Genomic DNA, 16,561 nt, shown 5'->3' on the forward strand with positions numbered 1-16,561 from the left:
CGACATAGGCGGCCAACCGATCCGACGAGAGGACTTTTCATGATCGACCTGTTCGGCAGCGATGCGCCAGAGACCCGCTTTGGTGCCCAGGGCCAGTTCACCACCGATCCCATAACCGGCGCGCTTGTGCCGGTGGTCGTAGAACAGACCAGCCGCGGTGAGCGTAGCTTCGACATCTTCAGCCGCTTGCTGCGTGAACGCATTGTGTTCGTCACCGGTCAGGTGGAAGATGGCATGGCTTCGCTTATCACTGCGCAGCTGCTGTTTCTGGAAAGCGAAAATCCCAGCAAGCCGATCAGCATGTACATCAATTCGCCCGGTGGCGTGGTGACAGCCGGTATGGCGATCCACGATACGATGCAGTACATCAAGCCGCGCGTCTCCACCGTCTGCATGGGTCAGGCTGCAAGCATGGGTTCCTTCCTGCTCGCGGCGGGCGAGCCCGGAATGCGTATTGCTCTGCCCAACGCTCGCATCATGGTTCACCAACCATCAGGCGGTGCGCGTGGCATGGCCAGCGACATCGAAATCCAGGCACGTGAAATCCTGCGGATCAAGAAGCGGATGAACGATCTGTATGTGAAATATACCGGTCAAAGCCTCGATGAGATCGAGAAGGCGATGGACCGCGACACATTCCTTGAAGCCGACGAAGCGATGAAATTCGGCATCGTCGACAAGGTTTTCGAGACGCGTCCCGAAGCCGATGGCAGTGACGCCGAAGGCAGCGGTGGTGCGCCAGAGTAAGTAGAACGGCAGCTGCCCGCGCCGGAAAGTGTTCCTGCGCGGGACTGTTGCAAGAATGTCGTAGGATTTGAGCAACCTTGCCGCTTCAGCTTATGGCAAGGGCAGCTCGCTACCTAGGATATTGACCCAAACCACGTGTCCCCTAGAGTCGGAATTCTCCCAAGGGGCGCGCGGGGAAGACGTTTAGGATATGACCAAGTTGAGCGGAACCGACAGCAAATCGACCCTATATTGCAGTTTCTGTGGCAAGTCGCAGCACGAGGTGAGGAAGCTCATCGCGGGCCCCACCGTGTTCATCTGCGACGAATGTGTCGAGCTGTGCAATGACATCATTCGGGAAGAAACCAAGGCAGGTCTGACCGGCAAGAAGGAAGGCGACGTCCCGACGCCGGCCGAGATTTGCGCTACCCTTGCGGATTATGTCATCGGCCAGGAGCGTGCCAAGCGCGTTCTTTCCGTTGCGGTTCACAACCACTACAAGCGGCTCAAGCACGGGGCGAAGGCTGGCGATGTCGAACTCGCCAAGTCGAACATCCTGCTTGTCGGGCCCACCGGCTCGGGCAAGACGCTGCTGGCTCAGACGCTCGCCCGCACCTTCGATGTTCCTTTCACCATGGCCGATGCCACCACGCTGACCGAAGCCGGTTATGTGGGCGAGGACGTTGAAAACATCATTCTCAAGCTGCTTCAGGCTTCCGACTACAATGTCGAGAAGGCGCAGCATGGGATCGTCTACATCGACGAGATCGACAAGATCACGCGCAAGGCGGAAAATCCGTCGATCACGCGCGATGTGAGCGGCGAAGGTGTGCAGCAGGCTCTCCTCAAGCTGATGGAAGGCACCACTGCCAGCGTCCCGCCCCAGGGCGGCCGCAAGCATCCGCAGCAGGAATTCCTGCAGGTCGATACGACCAATATCCTGTTTATCTGCGGCGGCGCCTTTGCCGGCCTCGACAAGATCATTGCCGATCGCTTGCAAAAGCGTTCCATCGGCTTTGGCGCGCATGTCGCCGATCCGGACAAGCGCCGCGTTGGCGAACTGCTGGAAAAGAGCGAGCCGGAAGATCTTCTGAAGTTCGGCCTCATTCCGGAATTCGTCGGCCGATTGCCGGTCATTGCCACGCTGCACGATCTCGATGTCGACGCACTCGTGACGATCCTGCAGGAACCGAAGAACGCGATCGCCAAACAGTACCATAAGCTGTTCGAGCTCGAAGACGTTGAGCTGACCTTCACCGACGAAGCGCTGCGGGCGATTGCCGAGCGCGCGATCAAGCGGAAGACCGGGGCACGTGGTCTGCGTTCGATCGTCGAAGCGATCCTGCTCGACACGATGTTCGACCTGCCCGACATGGACGGGGTGACGGAAATCGTGATCGACAAGGATGTGGTCGAAGGTAAGAAAGAACCCATCCAGGTCCACGGCGGGAAGAAGGCCGAGGACAAGGAAGAAGCTGCCTGAAGCGCGAGTTTCTTCGGTAACGGATTAAGAGATCAAGCCCGCCGTCACCGGCGGGCTTTTTCGTTCCGCGATCAGCAGCCTGCAGCGCATGCCGAAAAGGTGAGTTCTATCTGCAGTGTCGTATGACCGATGCGATGATGGTGTTCAAGATCGTGAGCGACATCGCGCAGGAACTGGTCGCCGGGATGACCGGTGGGGATTATCAGGTGCGCAGTAAGCGCCGTTTCGGTGGTGCTCATCGGCCAGATGTGAAGGTCGTGGACCGCTTCGACGCCGGACAGGCTTTCGAGATATTCGCGAACGCCGCTTTCAGAAATCCCCTTGGGCACCGCGAGCATGCTCATTGCCACGCTGTCTTTCAAAAGGCCCCACGTCCCCCAAGCGATGACCAAAACGATGGCGAAGCTGACAGCCGGGTCGATCCAGCTTTCCCCAGTCCACATGATTGCCAATCCGGCAATAACCACTCCGGCACTGACAAGCGCGTCCGCAGCCATGTGCAGGAAAGCGCCACGTATGTTGATATCGTGCTGCCCCCGCATGAACAGCGCGGCAGTCCCCGCGTTAATGACTATGCCGATCCCTGCGACGATGGCCATCGTTTCGCCCTGTACCGCGGGGGGCTCGGCCATACGATTGAGCGTTTCGAACAGGATCGCACCGATGGCTATCAACAGGAGACCGGCATTGAGCAGGGCTGCAAGAATCGTTGAACTCTTAAAGCCATAGGTGAAGCGTACCGATGCCGGGCGCTTGGCAGCAACGCTCGCCCCCCAGGCCAAAAGCAGAGCAAGGACATCGGAAAGATTGTGGCCTGCATCCGCGATCAGCGCCATCGATCCGGACATCCAGCCATAGACCGCCTCGACAACCACGAACCCGGTATTGAGCAAGATGCCGATCAGAAACGCATTGCCGAAATCGGCTGGAGCATGGTTGTGCCCATGGCCGCCATCATGACTGTGCTTGTGACTTACGCTCATGTCTTCGCCCGTTGCCCTAAGTCAGGTCGCTATGCGAAGCACAGTACCGTACAGATCTACCAAAACACAAGAAAAACGATGAAAAACAGCGGGATATGCAATATCATAGCGTGCATTGTTCATCTGCCGGATCGTCAGTGGTCGGCGCCTCATTACAGGATATGTAGCGCCAGGCGCTGCGGGTCAGATACAGCTATCCAGCCCATCGCGACGGACGGCGCCGATACGTGCCGCGATCGTATTGCCGTGCCGGGCCAGCCACCCGCGAGGATTCTTTACTGATCTTTCTTTGGGCAAAGGCAGAGCCGCCGCCATGCGCGCGGCTTCGATCGGGCTGAGGGATGCCGCCGACTTGCCGAAATAGCGCTGCGCTCCGGCTTCCACGCCATATGTGCCAATGCCTGTTTCTGCGACATTGAGGTAGACCTCCATGATCCGCCGCTTGCCCCAGATCTTTTCGATCAGGAAAGTGAACCAGGCTTCAAAGCCTTTCCGGACGTAACCGCCGCCTTGCCACAGAAACACATTCTTGGCGGTCTGCTGGCTTATGGTCGAACCACCACGAATACGTCCGCCGCGGGCGTTGCTTTCGATCGCCTTCTCGATGGCTTCCCGGTCGAAGCCATCGTGTGTGCAGAATTTTCCATCCTCCGCGGCAATGACTGCGCGAACCATGCTGCGATCGATGTTCGAAAGCGAAGTCCAGTCCTTGGTGATTCCATTGGCATCCATCACCATGGTCGCTGTCACTGGAACCGGCACGAACTTGAACAGCACCACGAGTGCAAGACTCAGGCCGATAAAGCCGACTACTGCCTTCAGCAAAAACATGATCAATCGTTGCATGACGGACGCCTCTACGGATGGAAGGAGCCGTTCGCAATCGGTGGGTCAGCGTCGGGCATCATAACTCGCCCGCGCTTCTTCGATCTTGTCGATGTTCGCTTCCGCCCAATGCCATACGCCGCAAAATGCCTCGCCCAACTCGAAGCCGAGGTCGGACAAGGCATATTCGACGCGTGGCGGGACTTCCGGGAAGACAGTTCTCAGCACCAGACCTTCACGCTCCATACGGCGAAGAGTCTGGGTCAGCATCTTCTGGCTGATCCCCGGCACTTCGCGGGAGAGTTGACTGAACCGTTTCGGGGCGCGGTCTTCGAGTGCTTCGATCAGGAGGAACGTCCACTTGTCCGCCACCCGGGCGATGGTTTCGTTGACCAATTGGTCGATTTTCTCGTCGTCTGCATAACTGGTGACTGTAGGATTCGCCATTTCTAACCTTTGGGTAAGTACCGCACGAAAAAGTGCCTTCTTCCGAAATGAAAGCAAGCCACTAACTGGATTGCATGTCCAGCCAGAAGGAGACACGACATGCAGACGAACGGAAACACGATCCTCATCACCGGTGGTGGAAGCGGCATCGGGCGCGAACTGGCGCATAAATGGCATGACCTTGACAATACAGTCATCGTAGCAGGGCGGACACAGGCCTCTTTGGATGAGACTGCTGCGGGACATGCCAATATCCATACGATGATCGTCGATGTCGGTGATGCCGATGATCTTGCTCGCTTCGCGAAGAAAGTCGTTGAAGTACATCCGGCGATCAATGTGTTGGTGAACAACGCCGGGATCATGCGGTTCGAGGATATTACCGAGGAGCGTGAGCTAGGTGACGCGGAGGCAACGATAGCCACAAATCTGCTGGGACCCATCCGGCTGATCGACGGACTTATCGAGCACCTGAAGGCACAGGAGAACGCGGCTATTATCAATGTGACGTCGGGACTCGCCTTCGTGCCGATGCCGCGCACGGCGACCTATTCGGCAACCAAGGCCGCCATGCACAGCTATACGGTGTCGCTGCGCGCCAAACTCGAGGGTAAGGTCGAAGTGATCGAGCTTGCACCGCCTGCGGTTCAGACCGAACTGACGCCCGGCCAGTCCACGCGTGAAGGTTATATGCCGCTCGACCAGTTCATCGAAGAGACGATGCTTGGCTTTACCGCAGAAGATACGCCTCAGGAGGTGCTGACCCAGAATGTCCTGTTCCTACGTAACGCCGAGGCTGAAGGGCGTTTCGACAAGGCGCTGGAGATGACCAGCAAGTTCTGATCGAAGCTGCCGCAATGAAGAAGGGGCGCATCCAGTTAAGGATGCGCCCCTTTTCTTCGTTCAGAGCTTAGGCTCAGGCGACGCCTGGCAGCAGCTTTTCCCCGGCGATGGTTTTCATCGCCTTTTGCAGCTTTTCGAATGCGCGCACTTCGATCTGGCGGATGCGTTCGCGGCTGACATCGTAGACCTGCGAAAGTTCTTCCAGGGTCTGCGGATTTTCCGTCAGGCGGCGTTCGGTCAGGATATGCTTTTCACGGTCATTGAGGCTATCCATCGCCTCGACCAGCATATCGTGACGCACTTCCGATTCCTGCGCATCGGCGACCAGTTCGTCCTGCAACGGACCGTCATCGCTAAGCCAGTCCTGCCATTCGCCGGAGCCTTCTTCGCCATTGCGCATCGGAGTGTTCAGCGAACCGTCGCCGCCCATGATCATGCGGCGGTTCATGTTGATCACTTCCTGCTCGGGCACGCCGAGATCGGTGGCGATCTTCGTCACATCGTCAGGATGAAGGTCGGTATCCTCGTAGGCATCGAGGTTTTTCTTCATCCGGCGCAGATTGAAGAACAGCTTCTTCTGTGCCGCAGTAGTCCCCATTTTCACGAGGCTCCACGAGCGAAGGATATATTCCTGGATGCTCGCCTTGATCCACCACATGGCATAGGTCGCGAGGCGGAAGCCGCGGTCGGCTTCGAACTTCTTCACGCCCTGCATGAGACCGACATTGCCTTCGGAGATAAGGTCAGACACCGGCAGGCCGTAACCGCGGTAGCCCATGGCAATCTTGGCCACGAGCCGCAGGTGCGACGTCACAAGCTGCGCGGCAGCTTCGGTATCGTCATGTTCCTCGTAGCGCTTGGCGAGCATATATTCCTGCTCTTGCGTCAGTACGGGAAACTTCTTTATTTCGGAAAGATAGCGGTTGAGGCTTTGCTCCCCGCCGAGCGCTGGAACGCTCAAAGTTTTGGTATTGCTCACTTGTACCCTGACCTTTCTAGCGTCGACCACACATGGCGGACCCCTGCTGGGCATCCGACTCTCGGGCCACGTCGGTTACGTATAGCTGACGCCGGCGAAAATGCACACGCGTTTCATCGATTTCAACGTGCGGTTTCGTCGATCAGTTCCCGCATATCGGAGGGCAGTTCGGCGCAGAAATCCAAGGTTTCAGCGCTGATAGGATGTCTGAATCCCAACCGTGCCGCATGCAGTGCCTGACGCCGAAAACCGAGGTCCTCGAGAAGGGCCCGGAGGCTCTTCGGAGTGCGTCCGTAGACAGGGTCTCCCAATAGCGCATGACCGATTGACGCGCAGTGAACGCGTACCTGATGCGTGCGCCCGGTTTCCAGTCGGCATTCGATGAGCGAGGCGTGGTTCAGGCGTTGGCGAACCTCGTAATGCGTGACGGCATGTTTGCCGCGCGTCAAATCGTCGGGAAGCACCGCCATTTTCTTGCGATCGCGATCGGACCGGCCGATACGGCCCGCAATCGTGCCGGACGCCGGGTTGGGATGTCCGGCACACACGGCGAGGTAGCGACGGATGATCGAATGGTCGGCAAACTGCTTCGCCAATCCTTCGTGGGCTGCGTCCGACTTGGCGACGACGAGGAGGCCGGACGTATCCTTGTCGATCCGGTGAACGATCCCGGGGCGCGCCACGCCATTGATGCCGGACAATTGCCCCTTGCAGTGAAACAGCAGTGCGTTGACCAGCGTACCGTCCCGATTGCCCGCCGCAGGATGGACTACCATCCCCGCAGGCTTGTTTATGACGATCAGGTGCTGATCTTCGAAGACGACATTCAGCGGAATGTCTTGCGGTTCGGCTTCCAGCATCTCGGGAGGGGGAAGGCTGATGGAATAAGCGGCCCCTTCCTTCACCTTTGCCGAACCGTTTCGTGCGGTCGTACCGTCGATCTGGACAGCCCCGGCGGCAATCAAACCCTTCACCCGCTCCCGGGATAGATCTGCTGCACCTGCCAGCGCCTTATCCAGGCGCCCGGCGATCATGATTGTTCCAGTGATGATTTCACCATCGGGCATGCTAGAGCCATGCGCGATGGCAACCGAAGTCTCAAGCAATGTAATCGAGCGCCTGTTATCCGAAGCGAGGCGCGCCCATCCGCTGGAATGTTGCGGCATACTCCTGGGACATGGCGACGGGATAGTGCAGGCCAGGGCTGCGGCGAACGTTCACCCGGACCCGCGACAGCATTTCGAGATCGATCCGCAGGTGCTGATCGACGCGCACCGTGCCGCGCGCGATGGCGATCTGCAGGTTCTGGGCTATTACCATTCACACCCCAATGGTCTGGCCGAGCCATCTGCGACCGATCGCGCCATTGCAGCTCCGGATGGGTCGGTCTGGGCGATAATCGCGGCGGAGCGAATCAGCTTCTGGCGTTCGGGGGATGCAGGGTTCGAAGCGCTTCCCTATGAGGTCGCCCCTCGCTAAGACACAAAACCAATCTTCACTATTCGGGACCCAAATGGACGACCGCCAATCGATCGATCTTGCCGCGATGCTTTGTTCGCGCCTGTGCCACGACATGCTCAGCCCAGTAGGGGCCCTGTCAAACGGGCTCGAGCTGTTGGCCATGGAAACCGATCCCGAAATGCGTGCCAATGTGATGGAGTTGCTCGAACAAAGTGCGCTCATCAGCACGAACAAGCTGAAGTTCTTTCGCCTCGCTTTCGGCGCAGCGGGCGGCTTCGGCGAGCAGGTGGAAATCACCGAACCGAAGACGCTGATCGAAGCGCTGGTTGCCGACAAACCCAGCGTGTCGATCAACTGGGCGCTGGCCGAGCGGACTCTCGCCAAGCCGGCGGTCAAGGTGCTGCTGAATTTTGCGCAACTGGCCATCGATGCGCTGGTGCGCGGCGGGACGCTAGATATCGGTGCGGAAGTGCGCGATGGCGCGTGCGAAATCGTGGTTCGTGCCGCAGGTTCCAAGATCGCCTTCGACGACACGATTGGCAAGGCACTGGACGGTTCGCTCGACCGGTCGGATCTGACCAGCCGCACGGCGGCAGCGCATATGATACATCTTCTGGCGTCGGAAAACGGCGGCGGTTTGCAGTATCATAAAGGCGCCGACGCATTGGTGCTTGGCGCGGTTCTGCCGCAGGGCGAAGGAATGATCGGTTGAACTCCGATTTCGGCAAGGTCGGCGACGGGCTGCCAGCCAGCAAGGACGAACTCGTCGACCGGGAGGTCCTTTCGCCGAACCATGACGAACGCAGCACTCCCATTTCCATGCTGGTCATCCATTACACCGAAATGGAGGACAAGGGGTTCGCAATCGAACGGTTGTGCGATCCGGAAGCCAAGGTGTCGGCGCACTACCTGATCGGCGAACGGGGTGAGGTCGTACGGCTGGTGCCCGAGGAAAAACGCGCCTGGCATGCAGGCGTATCCTACTGGCGCGGACACAAGGATGTGAATTCGGCCAGCATCGGTATCGAGCTCGACCATCCCGGCCACAGATATGGCTATCGCGAATTCAACGATGCGCAGTTCGAAGCGCTCGTGCCCCTGGTTGCGCGCATCGTGAAGGAATATGACATCCCGCGCGCAAATGTCGTCGGACATTCGGATGTGGCACCTGCGCGCAAGATTGATCCGGGTGAGCTTTTCCCCTGGGACCGGCTGGCCGAATACGGCCTGTGCCTGCCGCGCCCGGAAAAGCTCGAACGCGGCGATCCGTTCGACAATGACGCAGCCTTCTACCTCGCGCTCGAGCGTTTCGGTTACGACATCACCGACGGTCGCAAGGCGGTCGAGGCGTTCCAGCGCCGCTGGCGTCCGGAAAAGATCAACGGCGAAATCGACGGTGAAGTTCGCGCCATCCTGTTCCAGTTACTCCTGGATCGCGATCGCGGACACACGCGGTAAGTCGCACCGGTCGCAAGTCGATGCAGCTTCCCGATCCGGAAGCCCGCACGTGGACGCAGCCGACCTAGGGTGGGCGGTTGGAATTGCCCCTGCCACTTTGATGGCGTACAGATCAGCTATGGATCAGTACGACATCCATACCGTGTTCGGTCGTTTGACCGATAAGCAGGACGAGGTCTTGCGGCTGGCTTGCCAGCATCTGACGTCCAAGGAAATTGCAAAAGAACTGGGCCTTGCGCCAGTCACGATCGACAAGCGCATCGATGCGGTGCGAGCAAAACTTGGCCACATGCCCCGCGTCGAAGTGCTTCGCCATTATCGGGCATGGGCAGAACAGTATGATCAAATCATAGACGATCCGGCCATACTAACCAATTTTCCACCCAATGCTGCACCAACGATCCCGCAGCCACCCGGGCAATCCTATACGTTCGAAGATTCGCTCACATTCGATGGAAGAGCGGCTTGGGACCGGATGCCTCAAGGGCTGCAGCCGGGGATTAAACCTTCGGATCTTGGAATCGGTGGCAAATTGCTGCTGATACTCGTCGGCGCGGTGGCAATCATGATGGTCGCCGTGCTGTCGATGGCCTTCGCAAACGCGCTGGGCTCCATGGTCTAGGTTGCAACCTCTCCTCGGCTGAAACGCCTGAGGAGAAATCAATGTCGCTTGATCTTACTACTGCCACTGCCCGTATTGCTCGCGAACTAGGCGAGTCCGAAGTCGCCATCGCGGATGCGTTGGCGAAAACAACTGCTCTCCTTCATAGTGCGGCGATGGCCGGCCGCGATGTGCCCGGCGCTCCTGAACTGGAAAGTCAGCGCGCGTTGCTTCGCCTTCAAAAGATTGTCGGCGGGCTAATCGAAGCTCGCGGCGAGGCGGCTAGGGTCCACGATCAGCTTCGCAAGATTGCCGTTGAAACGGGCGCAGGAGAAGAACCAACCTGCCCGGATAAATCGTTCACCTCTGCCGAGCATGTAACGACGATCGCTGCCTGACTTGCCTAAGCAAGAGCGAGGGCGCAATTGCATGAGCGATGACCCGGTTTCTGATCCAGGTAGCACTCACGCTCGCAGTCCTCGCTTTTGCTTGGAGCAGGGGCGGAAAGCCTGAGAAATATGTCGCTACAGTCTATTTCGTGCTGGTCTTTGCCGGGATTGCCCGGTGGCTGGCCACGGGTACGTGGAGTCAGGACGGCTACGGCTCACTGCAAACCTTTCGCTTCCTTATTGACGTCTGTGCTCTGGTTGCGGTTACAGCCGTGGCGCTTTCATCCGATCGTTGGTGGACCTTATGGGTGAGCTCGGCGCAAACCATCGCCGTGGTTTCCCATCTGCTGCGCGCAGCGCACGCGCCCCTAGAGCCGCTCGTCTATGCCATAATGGAGCGGTGGCCGGTCTGGCTGGCGCTAATTATTACAGGCATCGGCACAATGGCCCATTCCCGACGGATGCAGCGCACCACCACCTGACCGCGCTCATGACTCCGCTATCTGCGGAGCCGAACGAACTTGCGGGTCGGCTATTGCATCGCTTCGGTTCGATCAGCGCCATTTCCAATGCCGATGAAGCGGACCTGCGCGAATGTGCCGTGCATGGTGAGCACTGGGTCGAAGCTCTTCTGGCGGTTCGCCAACTGCTTCATGACGGGAGCCGCGAAGAGATCGTACGGACACGTCTCGGTGACGATCGCTCCTCACTCGATCGCTACCTGATCCAAAGCATCGGCGGGCTGCGGCACGAGCGGATGATCGCGATATTGGCGGACGAGGCGGGGTTCGTGATCTCAGAAGAGACTATTGCCGAAGGTCAGGAAGGGCAGGTTGTGCTGTCGGCGCGTCGGTTGTTCGGACGCGCGCTCGCACTGGATGCCCGACAGATGCTGATCGCCCACAATCACCCTTCTGGGGATGCTACGCCTAGTAATTCCGACATACGGCAAACCAAGGAGCTTCTGGCACAAGCAAAATGCCTTGGCGTTACTCTCATCGATCATCTGGTCGTAGGGCGCAGGCGCGTGACCAGCATGCGCGAAGGCCGCCTGATATGACGCCGATCGAAGACGCTGTGCGGCGCAGTATTGCGGGGCATGTAATCTCCATAGCCGATTGGCAGCGTGCCCTCCTTTTTCTAGGCGATAGGGGGAACGCCCCTCACGGTGACGAGTCGTTCGCAAATTACCAATTCAGTGGAGCAATGAACGAGGAGATTTGGGATATTCTCGCTTACCTCTTCGTCATGAGGGCGAACGACAGGTCAATTTTTTTCCCCGAATGTTGTCAGTCCGCCCGTGTGCCGCGCGAGCGTTTCCTGGCGCATTTGAATGGATTGGTCGAACAGAGGTTTGTGCTCTGCACACCCGATCGATCCGATTCCGATGACTTTAATCTGCAGCTATCGCCGCGAGGCAGGGAGATTGTCGAGGAGGCAATATGGGCAGCCGATAGCGAAAGACCTGGTGGCATCCTTGCCGCCTCTGCGTGGCACTTGCCGGATGAATTTATCAAGAATGACATCGCACGCAGTCTGAATGTCAGCTCAAGCGCAGTTGAGCGGCATCTGGCCAATTTCAGGGAGTAGCTTCTCTAGACATCCGCCAATTTGCGACAGTCTAAGCTTCTTTCAGTCCTTCGCCGGGTAGGGCCAGGATCGCTGCGTGCGCGCCAGCCGCAATGGCACCGGCCATGGCCACGGCGAGGCAGGTGGGGCTCGCAAACGTCCGCTCGATGTCGAGTTCGGGCAAAGCGACGGTGGCGATGGAATTGCCCGATTGGGAGCGTGAGGTCAAAATACCGGCCTGTTGCGTCGTCAGCAAAAGTATCTGCTCGAGAGCATCCGCATTGAACAAGGGATCGGCAACGGACTTGATAGGCGGTGTGAAATAGCGCTTGAGAAATTGCGGTGCTTTTTGAAGCAGTTCGCATAGCTGCTGCACCAGTGCCCGCGATATGTCGCGGGTAGGAGCAGTCACCATAGCGCAGGCGCGCAGGAATTCATCGAGCTCTTCCTGCCGCAGCGTCGGGGGTAGTGGCGTGTCCAAGCTCTATCTCCTTGACGACAGGAGAGGGTGGCGCGGGGCTGGAGTCAAGTAATACGCAGTTCCAGTTGGAGCAGATGAATCGGTTTCGGATCAAACAATCTGTCTCACTAAGGGGGAATCTGCCTTCTCGATTGCCGGCTTGGCAATGGGCGGCGCCTGATCTATCGCGACAGGCGCCAGGGGGCTGGGCAGCCGCGTGCCGCATGGTACGAGGAAAGTCCGGGCTCCACGAAACAAGGGTGGCGGGTAACGCCCGCCGTGGGCAACCACAGGGAAAGTGCCACAGAGAGCATACCGCCGATGGCCTGCCGAGGTTCGCCAAGGACAGGATCAGGCAAGGGTGAAAGGGTGCGGTAAGAGCGCACCGGGGCTTCGGTAACGCGGCCCGCATGGCAAACCCCACCCGGAGCAAGGCCGAATAGGGGCGGCGCGCTGGAAACAGCAGGTGCGTTTCGCATCGACCGCCCGGGTTGGCTGCTCGAGCTGCGGAGCAATCCGTGGCCTAGACGAATGGCTGCCCCCGCGCGGCAGGTGTGCAAGCATACCGCGGGCGGGACAGAACCCGGCTTACAGGCTCCCTGGCAAACCTGTCGCACCCGGTAACAACGAAGGCTCGGGCGCCTTCTCCGGAACGAGCTGCCCGTCGACTTCGAGCCCTTCGAACGGCCGGCAGGCTTCGTTCATTTCGTCGGAATGAAGATGAACCTTCATCATGGGGTCGGCCGTGCTCCAATCGGTGTGGGGATCGTCGCGGACCACACAAAGTGCGCGCCAGGCGATCGGCAGTTCCTGCAGCTGTTCGATGGTGGGCAAGCCTTCGATCAGAACCTCGTGTCCCGAATAGCTGCCTGTCGCGTGGCCGATGAACTTGGTTTCCGTGCCGCGTATATGGATGCGCTCTGATCCTTCGTCGATACGAGCGAAAGTGTCGAGCCGGATGGAGAAGGCCGCCCAGATCGAAATGCCGATCAACAGGACCAACGCCACCATGGTTACGACCACGGTCCACTTTGCGGCCGGGTTATCCAAACCTTCAGAATGATCGAGCGACAAAGGTCATACTCCTCGGGAAAAACAGGTTGGGAAACGCTCGCTGGGGCATGATCGGTCCCGATCCGGTCGCTTCGAGTGTCGAAAAGGGTGCTTCACCAGGAAAATTCCGAGTGCACGGTAGTCATATCGCCGTTCACGTCCCGCGCCTGAATGACGCGGCGGGTGTCGCCTTCCAGGACCAGTGCGGTCAGGTTGCCGGTGCGAAAGGCGCCCGTGTCTATGCCGATCCGGTGATCGGTATGTTCGATCTCTTCGAAGATCGTATGCCCGTGAACAATTACATGGCTAAAGGGTTCGTCATGCTTGAGAAACCGTTCGCGGATCCAGCGCAAATCCGACTGCTTCTGATCGTCGATCGCGCGTTTGGGATTGATGCCCGCATGGACAAAAACATAGTCGCCGGCGACGACCATGTTCTCCATGCGCTCCAGAAACTTGCGGTGTTTCTTCGGGACCAGTTCGTTCAGCTCGACCTGAAGTTCCTTCATGGTGAGTTCGTTATAGCGTTTACGTTTGATACCGTAACTCAGCACCGTTTCCCGCCCTCCGTGCTTGAGGAAATGCCGTAGCATTTCGCGGTCCGTGAAACTCTCGAGAAACATCTCCTCGTGATTCCCGGCGATGCAGTGCACGCGTCGGCGCTTTCCCCATTTGCGCGCAGTTTCGACCACCCGTGCACTTTCCGGACCGCGGTCGATAAGATCTCCCAACAGGATCACCGTACTGTCGGCAGCTCCCGATGCAGCGTCATCCCGCTCGATAGCCTCGATCAACTGGTCCAGCAGGTCGCAGCGTCCGTGTATGTCGCCAATAACGTAATAGCGTTCGCCGTCGGGGACGCTCGGCCGACGCGTGGGCTCGCCACGCCAACCAAAAAGCTTCGCAAGATTGAACATGGTACCTGAAAGAGACCCGGGTAGCGCAAATTGAGTGTTCGGGAGATACGCCCTTGTCTCGCAAGGAGCAACTGAGGGCGCGTGGCGCTCATCTTCGCAGTTGCGGAAAAAGCACACCTATTGCTGCGTATGCGAAACGTTTTTGACTTGATCTTGCGCAATGCTTCGCTTTTGGGCAGGTTTATGAGCGTATCTGGACGAGAAGCCTAATAAAATGGCTCCGCCGGATTCGCAGGTGGGACGAAGCGACACTCGTACAGGAGTTTGTGATGCTAACGTCCTTTCGCGGCCTGATGGCCGCATCGCTCGCTATGGCGAGCATTTCTCTCGCAACGCCGGCCATGGCTCAATCGGAAGATGAAGCTGCGAGCAGTTCGATTACCGCGTCGGTCAATGTTGCGCTGACGACCGACTACCGGTTCCGCGGCATTTCCCAGTCCGGGGGAGACCCGGCTCTACAGGGCGGGTTCGATGTCGCCCACGACAGCGGGTTCTATGTCGGAACCTGGGCATCTTCGATCAAGGGCGGGCCATCCTATGGCGATCTTGAACTCGACATCTATGCCGGGTGGAGCGGCAATCTGACCGAAGCGGTAAGCGTCGATCTGGGGGTCTTGTACTACATCTATCCCACGGAAGATCTCGGCCTCGATACGGACTATTGGGAACCTTACGCGTCGCTCAGCACCACGCTCGGGCCTGCCGCGGCGACCTTTGGAGTGGCCTACGCGCCCAAGCAGGATTCGCTGAGCGGACAGGACAACCTGTATCTCTACACCGATCTCGGCTTCGGCATTCCGAACACGCCGATCAGCCTAAACGGCCATCTCGGATATACCGATGGCGTACTGGCACCTCCCTTCGTGGCGGGTACTCTGGACGATACGGGCTTCGACTGGTCGCTTGGCGCGAGCGTGGCGAAAGGCAATTTCGAACTCGGCGTGGCCTATGTGGGCGTCGAGGGTCCTTCGATCGACGGCTATACCGACGATGCTATCGTGGCGACCCTGTCGGCCAGCTTCTAACGGCGGGCGCCAAGGAAGTACGGGGCGCATCGGTTGGTGCGCCCCTTTTTTCGCGCTTAATCTAGGGCGAAATCTACAGTCGTCACGACGCGCACTTTCTTGAACGGCGTGTCGCCCACGCCCCAGCCGCCCGCTTCGCCATCGCGCGCCTCGATTGAAAAATATCCCTGCGTTGCTTTGCGAATGCCCCCCACATCCGCACCGCTGTCCTGGGCAAACTGTTCGGCAGAGGCGCGAGCATCTTTCGTCGCTTCGGCGACCATCGCGGGCTTAATCGAATTGAGGCCCGTGAAGGTGTAACTGATACCCGACCCGTCTTCGAGAACGACCCCGTTGCGGACCAGTTCGGCCTGATTTCGCACGGCGCGCTGAGCGCGATCAATATCTTCAGTGCGAAGAACGATACGCTGCCGCACGGTGTAAAAGACCGTTCCGTTGTCGGTGTAGTTCGAGACATTTATCCCGGCAGGCGTGAGCGCGTCTGCAGGAAAGCCCATGCGTTCGAAAAATTCGCGCACCGCCACGGCGTCTTTATCGGTGCTTGCCTGCGCACTCTGCAAGTTTGTGGCGGTCGACGCGAAGGACAAAGTCCATGTTGCCAGATCCGCGGTCACTTCGCGTTCGGCAAGTCCGCGAACAGTCACTGTACGCTCGGCCGCCTTCATGCGCACGAGCCCATCGCCGAGGACGAATCCGCCGATGATCAGACCGGCCGAAAGTATGCCGGCGCTCGCAATCCAGCGTTTGAAAGTTGCATCCCCGCGCCTGTGCATGGCACTTGGCGCTACCGTTTCGGGTTCGTCGGACATGATCGCGTTCCTCTCTGGCCAGTCTGGCGGAGCGCAATCTAAACTCTATTCGGTGAACCGTGCTTTAATATAGATGAATGGAGTTCGCATTGACAAAATATCTTCACACGATGATCCGCGTGACCGACCCGGAGGCCACTGTCGCGTTTTTCAAGCTGATCGGGGTCGAAGAAACGCGCCGTTTCGATAACGAAGCGGGTCGCTTCACGCTCATTTTTCTGGCGGCCCCGGGTCAGGAAGGCGTCGCGGAAGTGGAACTTACCTACAACTGGCCCCCACAGGACGGCAGCGATCCGGAAACCTATTCGGGTGGCCGCAATTTCGGCCATCTCGCCTATCGGGTGGGGAATATTTACGAGACCTGCCAGGCCATCATGGATGCCGGCCATACCATCAATCGCCCCCCGCGTGACGGGCATATGGCCTTTGTCAGGACGCCCGACGGCATTTCGATCGAGCTGCTGCAGGAGGGATCTCTCGAGCCATGCGAGCCTTGGGCAAGCATGGAAAATACCGGGAGTTGGTAAGCCGCG

Annotated in this window: 22 protein-coding genes and 1 other RNA gene; 15 read left to right on the forward strand and 8 right to left on the reverse strand. The window is 58.7% G+C overall.

What is annotated here, in order from left to right:
* The first annotated feature begins 39 nt into the window (after positions 1-39).
* Positions 40-747, forward strand: coding sequence for an ATP-dependent Clp protease proteolytic subunit (locus AC13F2_RS11900; protein ID WP_103022499.1), 708 nt, complete (start codon positions 40-42; stop codon positions 745-747).
* A 190-nt stretch (positions 748-937) separates the two neighbouring features.
* The gene (gene clpX, locus AC13F2_RS11905) at positions 938-2,209 is read left to right on the forward strand and encodes an ATP-dependent Clp protease ATP-binding subunit ClpX (protein ID WP_103022500.1); all 1,272 of its coding nucleotides are present in this window, start codon (positions 938-940) and stop codon (positions 2,207-2,209) included.
* Between the two features lie 71 nt (positions 2,210-2,280).
* Here clpX and AC13F2_RS11910 read toward each other — a convergent pair whose 3' ends face one another.
* The 3 genes from AC13F2_RS11910 to AC13F2_RS11920 form a co-directional block, all read right to left on the reverse strand.
* Complete coding sequence (locus AC13F2_RS11910; protein WP_482965319.1) at positions 2,281-3,192, reverse strand: cation diffusion facilitator family transporter; 912 nt, start codon at positions 3,190-3,192, stop codon at positions 2,281-2,283.
* A 183-nt stretch (positions 3,193-3,375) separates the two neighbouring features.
* The gene (gene mtgA, locus AC13F2_RS11915) at positions 3,376-4,038 is read right to left on the reverse strand and encodes a monofunctional biosynthetic peptidoglycan transglycosylase (RefSeq protein ID WP_103022502.1); all 663 of its coding nucleotides are present in this window, start codon (positions 4,036-4,038) and stop codon (positions 3,376-3,378) included.
* A gap of 45 nt (positions 4,039-4,083) precedes the next feature.
* The gene (locus tag AC13F2_RS11920) at positions 4,084-4,464 is read right to left on the reverse strand and encodes a winged helix-turn-helix transcriptional regulator (protein ID WP_482965320.1); all 381 of its coding nucleotides are present in this window, start codon (positions 4,462-4,464) and stop codon (positions 4,084-4,086) included.
* Between the two features lie 99 nt (positions 4,465-4,563).
* Between AC13F2_RS11920 and AC13F2_RS11925 the strand changes: the two genes are divergently transcribed.
* Positions 4,564-5,307: an SDR family oxidoreductase gene (locus tag AC13F2_RS11925; RefSeq protein WP_475209631.1), complete on the forward strand. Its 744-nt coding sequence runs from the start codon at positions 4,564-4,566 to the stop codon at positions 5,305-5,307.
* A 73-nt stretch (positions 5,308-5,380) separates the two neighbouring features.
* Here the strand turns inward: AC13F2_RS11925 and rpoH are convergent, their stop codons facing one another.
* Both rpoH and AC13F2_RS11935 read right to left on the reverse strand, forming a co-directional pair.
* Positions 5,381-6,286, reverse strand: a complete 906-nt coding sequence (gene rpoH, locus AC13F2_RS11930) for an RNA polymerase sigma factor RpoH (protein ID WP_173829937.1) — start codon at positions 6,284-6,286, stop codon at positions 5,381-5,383.
* 122 nt (positions 6,287-6,408) lie between these two features.
* Positions 6,409-7,353 carry an RluA family pseudouridine synthase gene (locus tag AC13F2_RS11935; RefSeq protein ID WP_482965321.1) on the reverse strand — a complete coding sequence of 315 codons (945 nt, stop codon included), beginning with the start codon at positions 7,351-7,353 and terminating at the stop codon, positions 6,409-6,411.
* Between the two features lie 16 nt (positions 7,354-7,369).
* On the opposite strand from AC13F2_RS11935, the gene AC13F2_RS11940 reads away from it, so the two are divergent.
* From AC13F2_RS11940 to AC13F2_RS11975, 8 genes are all read left to right on the forward strand, one after another.
* Positions 7,370-7,765: a M67 family metallopeptidase gene (locus AC13F2_RS11940; RefSeq protein WP_482965322.1), complete on the forward strand. Its 396-nt coding sequence runs from the start codon at positions 7,370-7,372 to the stop codon at positions 7,763-7,765.
* A gap of 34 nt (positions 7,766-7,799) precedes the next feature.
* Complete coding sequence (locus tag AC13F2_RS11945) at positions 7,800-8,459, forward strand: histidine phosphotransferase family protein (protein ID WP_482965323.1); 660 nt, start codon at positions 7,800-7,802, stop codon at positions 8,457-8,459.
* On the forward strand, positions 8,456-9,205 hold the full coding sequence (locus AC13F2_RS11950) for an N-acetylmuramoyl-L-alanine amidase (RefSeq protein ID WP_482965324.1): 750 nt from the start codon (positions 8,456-8,458) through the stop codon (positions 9,203-9,205). The genes AC13F2_RS11945 and AC13F2_RS11950 overlap by 4 nt, the downstream gene beginning before the upstream one ends.
* 118 nt (positions 9,206-9,323) lie before the next feature.
* Positions 9,324-9,827 (forward strand): helix-turn-helix domain-containing protein, encoded by a 504-nt coding sequence (locus tag AC13F2_RS11955; RefSeq protein ID WP_475209629.1) that lies wholly within the window; start codon positions 9,324-9,326, stop codon positions 9,825-9,827.
* Between the two features lie 41 nt (positions 9,828-9,868).
* Entirely contained in the window at positions 9,869-10,204 is a 336-nt protein-coding gene (locus AC13F2_RS11960) for a hypothetical protein (RefSeq protein ID WP_221597900.1), read from the forward strand.
* Between the two features lie 38 nt (positions 10,205-10,242).
* Positions 10,243-10,677, forward strand: a complete 435-nt coding sequence (locus AC13F2_RS11965; RefSeq protein WP_301642332.1) for a hypothetical protein — start codon at positions 10,243-10,245, stop codon at positions 10,675-10,677.
* Between the two features lie 8 nt (positions 10,678-10,685).
* Entirely contained in the window at positions 10,686-11,255 is a 570-nt protein-coding gene (locus AC13F2_RS11970) for a JAB domain-containing protein (RefSeq protein ID WP_482965325.1), read from the forward strand.
* On the forward strand, positions 11,252-11,785 hold the full coding sequence (locus tag AC13F2_RS11975; RefSeq protein WP_221597897.1) for a hypothetical protein: 534 nt from the start codon (positions 11,252-11,254) through the stop codon (positions 11,783-11,785). Before AC13F2_RS11970 ends, AC13F2_RS11975 begins: the two co-directional genes overlap by 4 nt.
* Positions 11,786-11,816: 31 nt before the next feature.
* On the opposite strand, the gene AC13F2_RS11980 is transcribed toward AC13F2_RS11975, so the two are convergent.
* The gene (locus AC13F2_RS11980) at positions 11,817-12,245 is read right to left on the reverse strand and encodes a hypothetical protein (RefSeq protein WP_482965326.1); all 429 of its coding nucleotides are present in this window, start codon (positions 12,243-12,245) and stop codon (positions 11,817-11,819) included.
* A 176-nt stretch (positions 12,246-12,421) separates the two neighbouring features.
* On the opposite strand from AC13F2_RS11980, the gene rnpB reads away from it, so the two are divergent.
* An RNA gene (rnpB, locus tag AC13F2_RS11985) (RNase P RNA component class A) lies at positions 12,422-12,831 on the forward strand.
* A gap of 113 nt (positions 12,832-12,944) precedes the next feature.
* Positions 12,945-13,148, forward strand: coding sequence for a hypothetical protein (locus tag AC13F2_RS11990; protein WP_482965327.1), 204 nt, complete (start codon positions 12,945-12,947; stop codon positions 13,146-13,148).
* Positions 13,149-13,390: 242 nt separating this feature from the next.
* On the opposite strand, the gene AC13F2_RS11995 is transcribed toward AC13F2_RS11990, so the two are convergent.
* A complete protein-coding gene (locus AC13F2_RS11995) occupies positions 13,391-14,194 on the reverse strand; it encodes a metallophosphoesterase family protein (RefSeq protein ID WP_482965328.1) in 804 nt (267 codons plus the stop codon).
* Between the two features lie 269 nt (positions 14,195-14,463).
* On the opposite strand from AC13F2_RS11995, the gene AC13F2_RS12000 reads away from it, so the two are divergent.
* Entirely contained in the window at positions 14,464-15,219 is a 756-nt protein-coding gene (locus AC13F2_RS12000; protein ID WP_482965329.1) for a TorF family putative porin, read from the forward strand.
* Positions 15,220-15,275: 56 nt separating this feature from the next.
* Here the strand turns inward: AC13F2_RS12000 and AC13F2_RS12005 are convergent, their stop codons facing one another.
* Positions 15,276-15,992, reverse strand: coding sequence for an SIMPL domain-containing protein (locus AC13F2_RS12005; RefSeq protein ID WP_482965512.1), 717 nt, complete (start codon positions 15,990-15,992; stop codon positions 15,276-15,278).
* A 125-nt stretch (positions 15,993-16,117) separates the two neighbouring features.
* On the opposite strand from AC13F2_RS12005, the gene AC13F2_RS12010 reads away from it, so the two are divergent.
* A complete protein-coding gene (locus AC13F2_RS12010; RefSeq protein WP_482965330.1) occupies positions 16,118-16,555 on the forward strand; it encodes a VOC family protein in 438 nt (145 codons plus the stop codon).
* Positions 16,556-16,561 lie beyond the last annotated feature (6 nt).

The organism is Qipengyuania sp. L-5Y (assembly GCF_056859455.1).

Excerpts from the sequence above, each read along its gene's own strand:
- AC13F2_RS11960 (WP_221597900.1), top strand. The coding sequence starts at position 9,869 with ATGTCGCTTGATCTTACTACTGCCACTGCCCGTATTGCTCGCGAACTA.
- clpX (WP_103022500.1), top strand. The coding sequence starts at position 938 with ATGACCAAGTTGAGCGGAACCGACAGCAAATCGACCCTATATTGCAGT.
- AC13F2_RS11955 (WP_475209629.1), top strand. The coding sequence starts at position 9,324 with ATGGATCAGTACGACATCCATACCGTGTTCGGTCGTTTGACCGATAAG.
- AC13F2_RS11965 (WP_301642332.1), top strand. The coding sequence starts at position 10,243 with ATGACCCGGTTTCTGATCCAGGTAGCACTCACGCTCGCAGTCCTCGCT.
- AC13F2_RS11910 (WP_482965319.1), bottom strand. The coding sequence starts at position 3,192 with ATGAGCGTAAGTCACAAGCACAGTCATGATGGCGGCCATGGGCACAAC.
- AC13F2_RS11990 (WP_482965327.1), top strand. The coding sequence starts at position 12,945 with ATGAACCTTCATCATGGGGTCGGCCGTGCTCCAATCGGTGTGGGGATC.
- AC13F2_RS11945 (WP_482965323.1), top strand. The coding sequence starts at position 7,800 with ATGGACGACCGCCAATCGATCGATCTTGCCGCGATGCTTTGTTCGCGC.
- AC13F2_RS11975 (WP_221597897.1), top strand. The coding sequence starts at position 11,252 with ATGACGCCGATCGAAGACGCTGTGCGGCGCAGTATTGCGGGGCATGTA.
- AC13F2_RS11940 (WP_482965322.1), top strand. The coding sequence starts at position 7,370 with ATGGCAACCGAAGTCTCAAGCAATGTAATCGAGCGCCTGTTATCCGAA.
- AC13F2_RS12000 (WP_482965329.1), top strand. The coding sequence starts at position 14,464 with ATGCTAACGTCCTTTCGCGGCCTGATGGCCGCATCGCTCGCTATGGCG.
- AC13F2_RS11970 (WP_482965325.1), top strand. The coding sequence starts at position 10,686 with ATGACTCCGCTATCTGCGGAGCCGAACGAACTTGCGGGTCGGCTATTG.
- AC13F2_RS11920 (WP_482965320.1), bottom strand. The coding sequence starts at position 4,464 with ATGGCGAATCCTACAGTCACCAGTTATGCAGACGACGAGAAAATCGAC.
- AC13F2_RS11900 (WP_103022499.1), top strand. The coding sequence starts at position 40 with ATGATCGACCTGTTCGGCAGCGATGCGCCAGAGACCCGCTTTGGTGCC.
- AC13F2_RS11935 (WP_482965321.1), bottom strand. The coding sequence starts at position 7,353 with ATGCCCGATGGTGAAATCATCACTGGAACAATCATGATCGCCGGGCGC.
- AC13F2_RS11925 (WP_475209631.1), top strand. The coding sequence starts at position 4,564 with ATGCAGACGAACGGAAACACGATCCTCATCACCGGTGGTGGAAGCGGC.
- AC13F2_RS11995 (WP_482965328.1), bottom strand. The coding sequence starts at position 14,194 with ATGTTCAATCTTGCGAAGCTTTTTGGTTGGCGTGGCGAGCCCACGCGT.
- AC13F2_RS12005 (WP_482965512.1), bottom strand. The coding sequence starts at position 15,992 with ATGCACAGGCGCGGGGATGCAACTTTCAAACGCTGGATTGCGAGCGCC.
- mtgA (WP_103022502.1), bottom strand. The coding sequence starts at position 4,038 with ATGCAACGATTGATCATGTTTTTGCTGAAGGCAGTAGTCGGCTTTATC.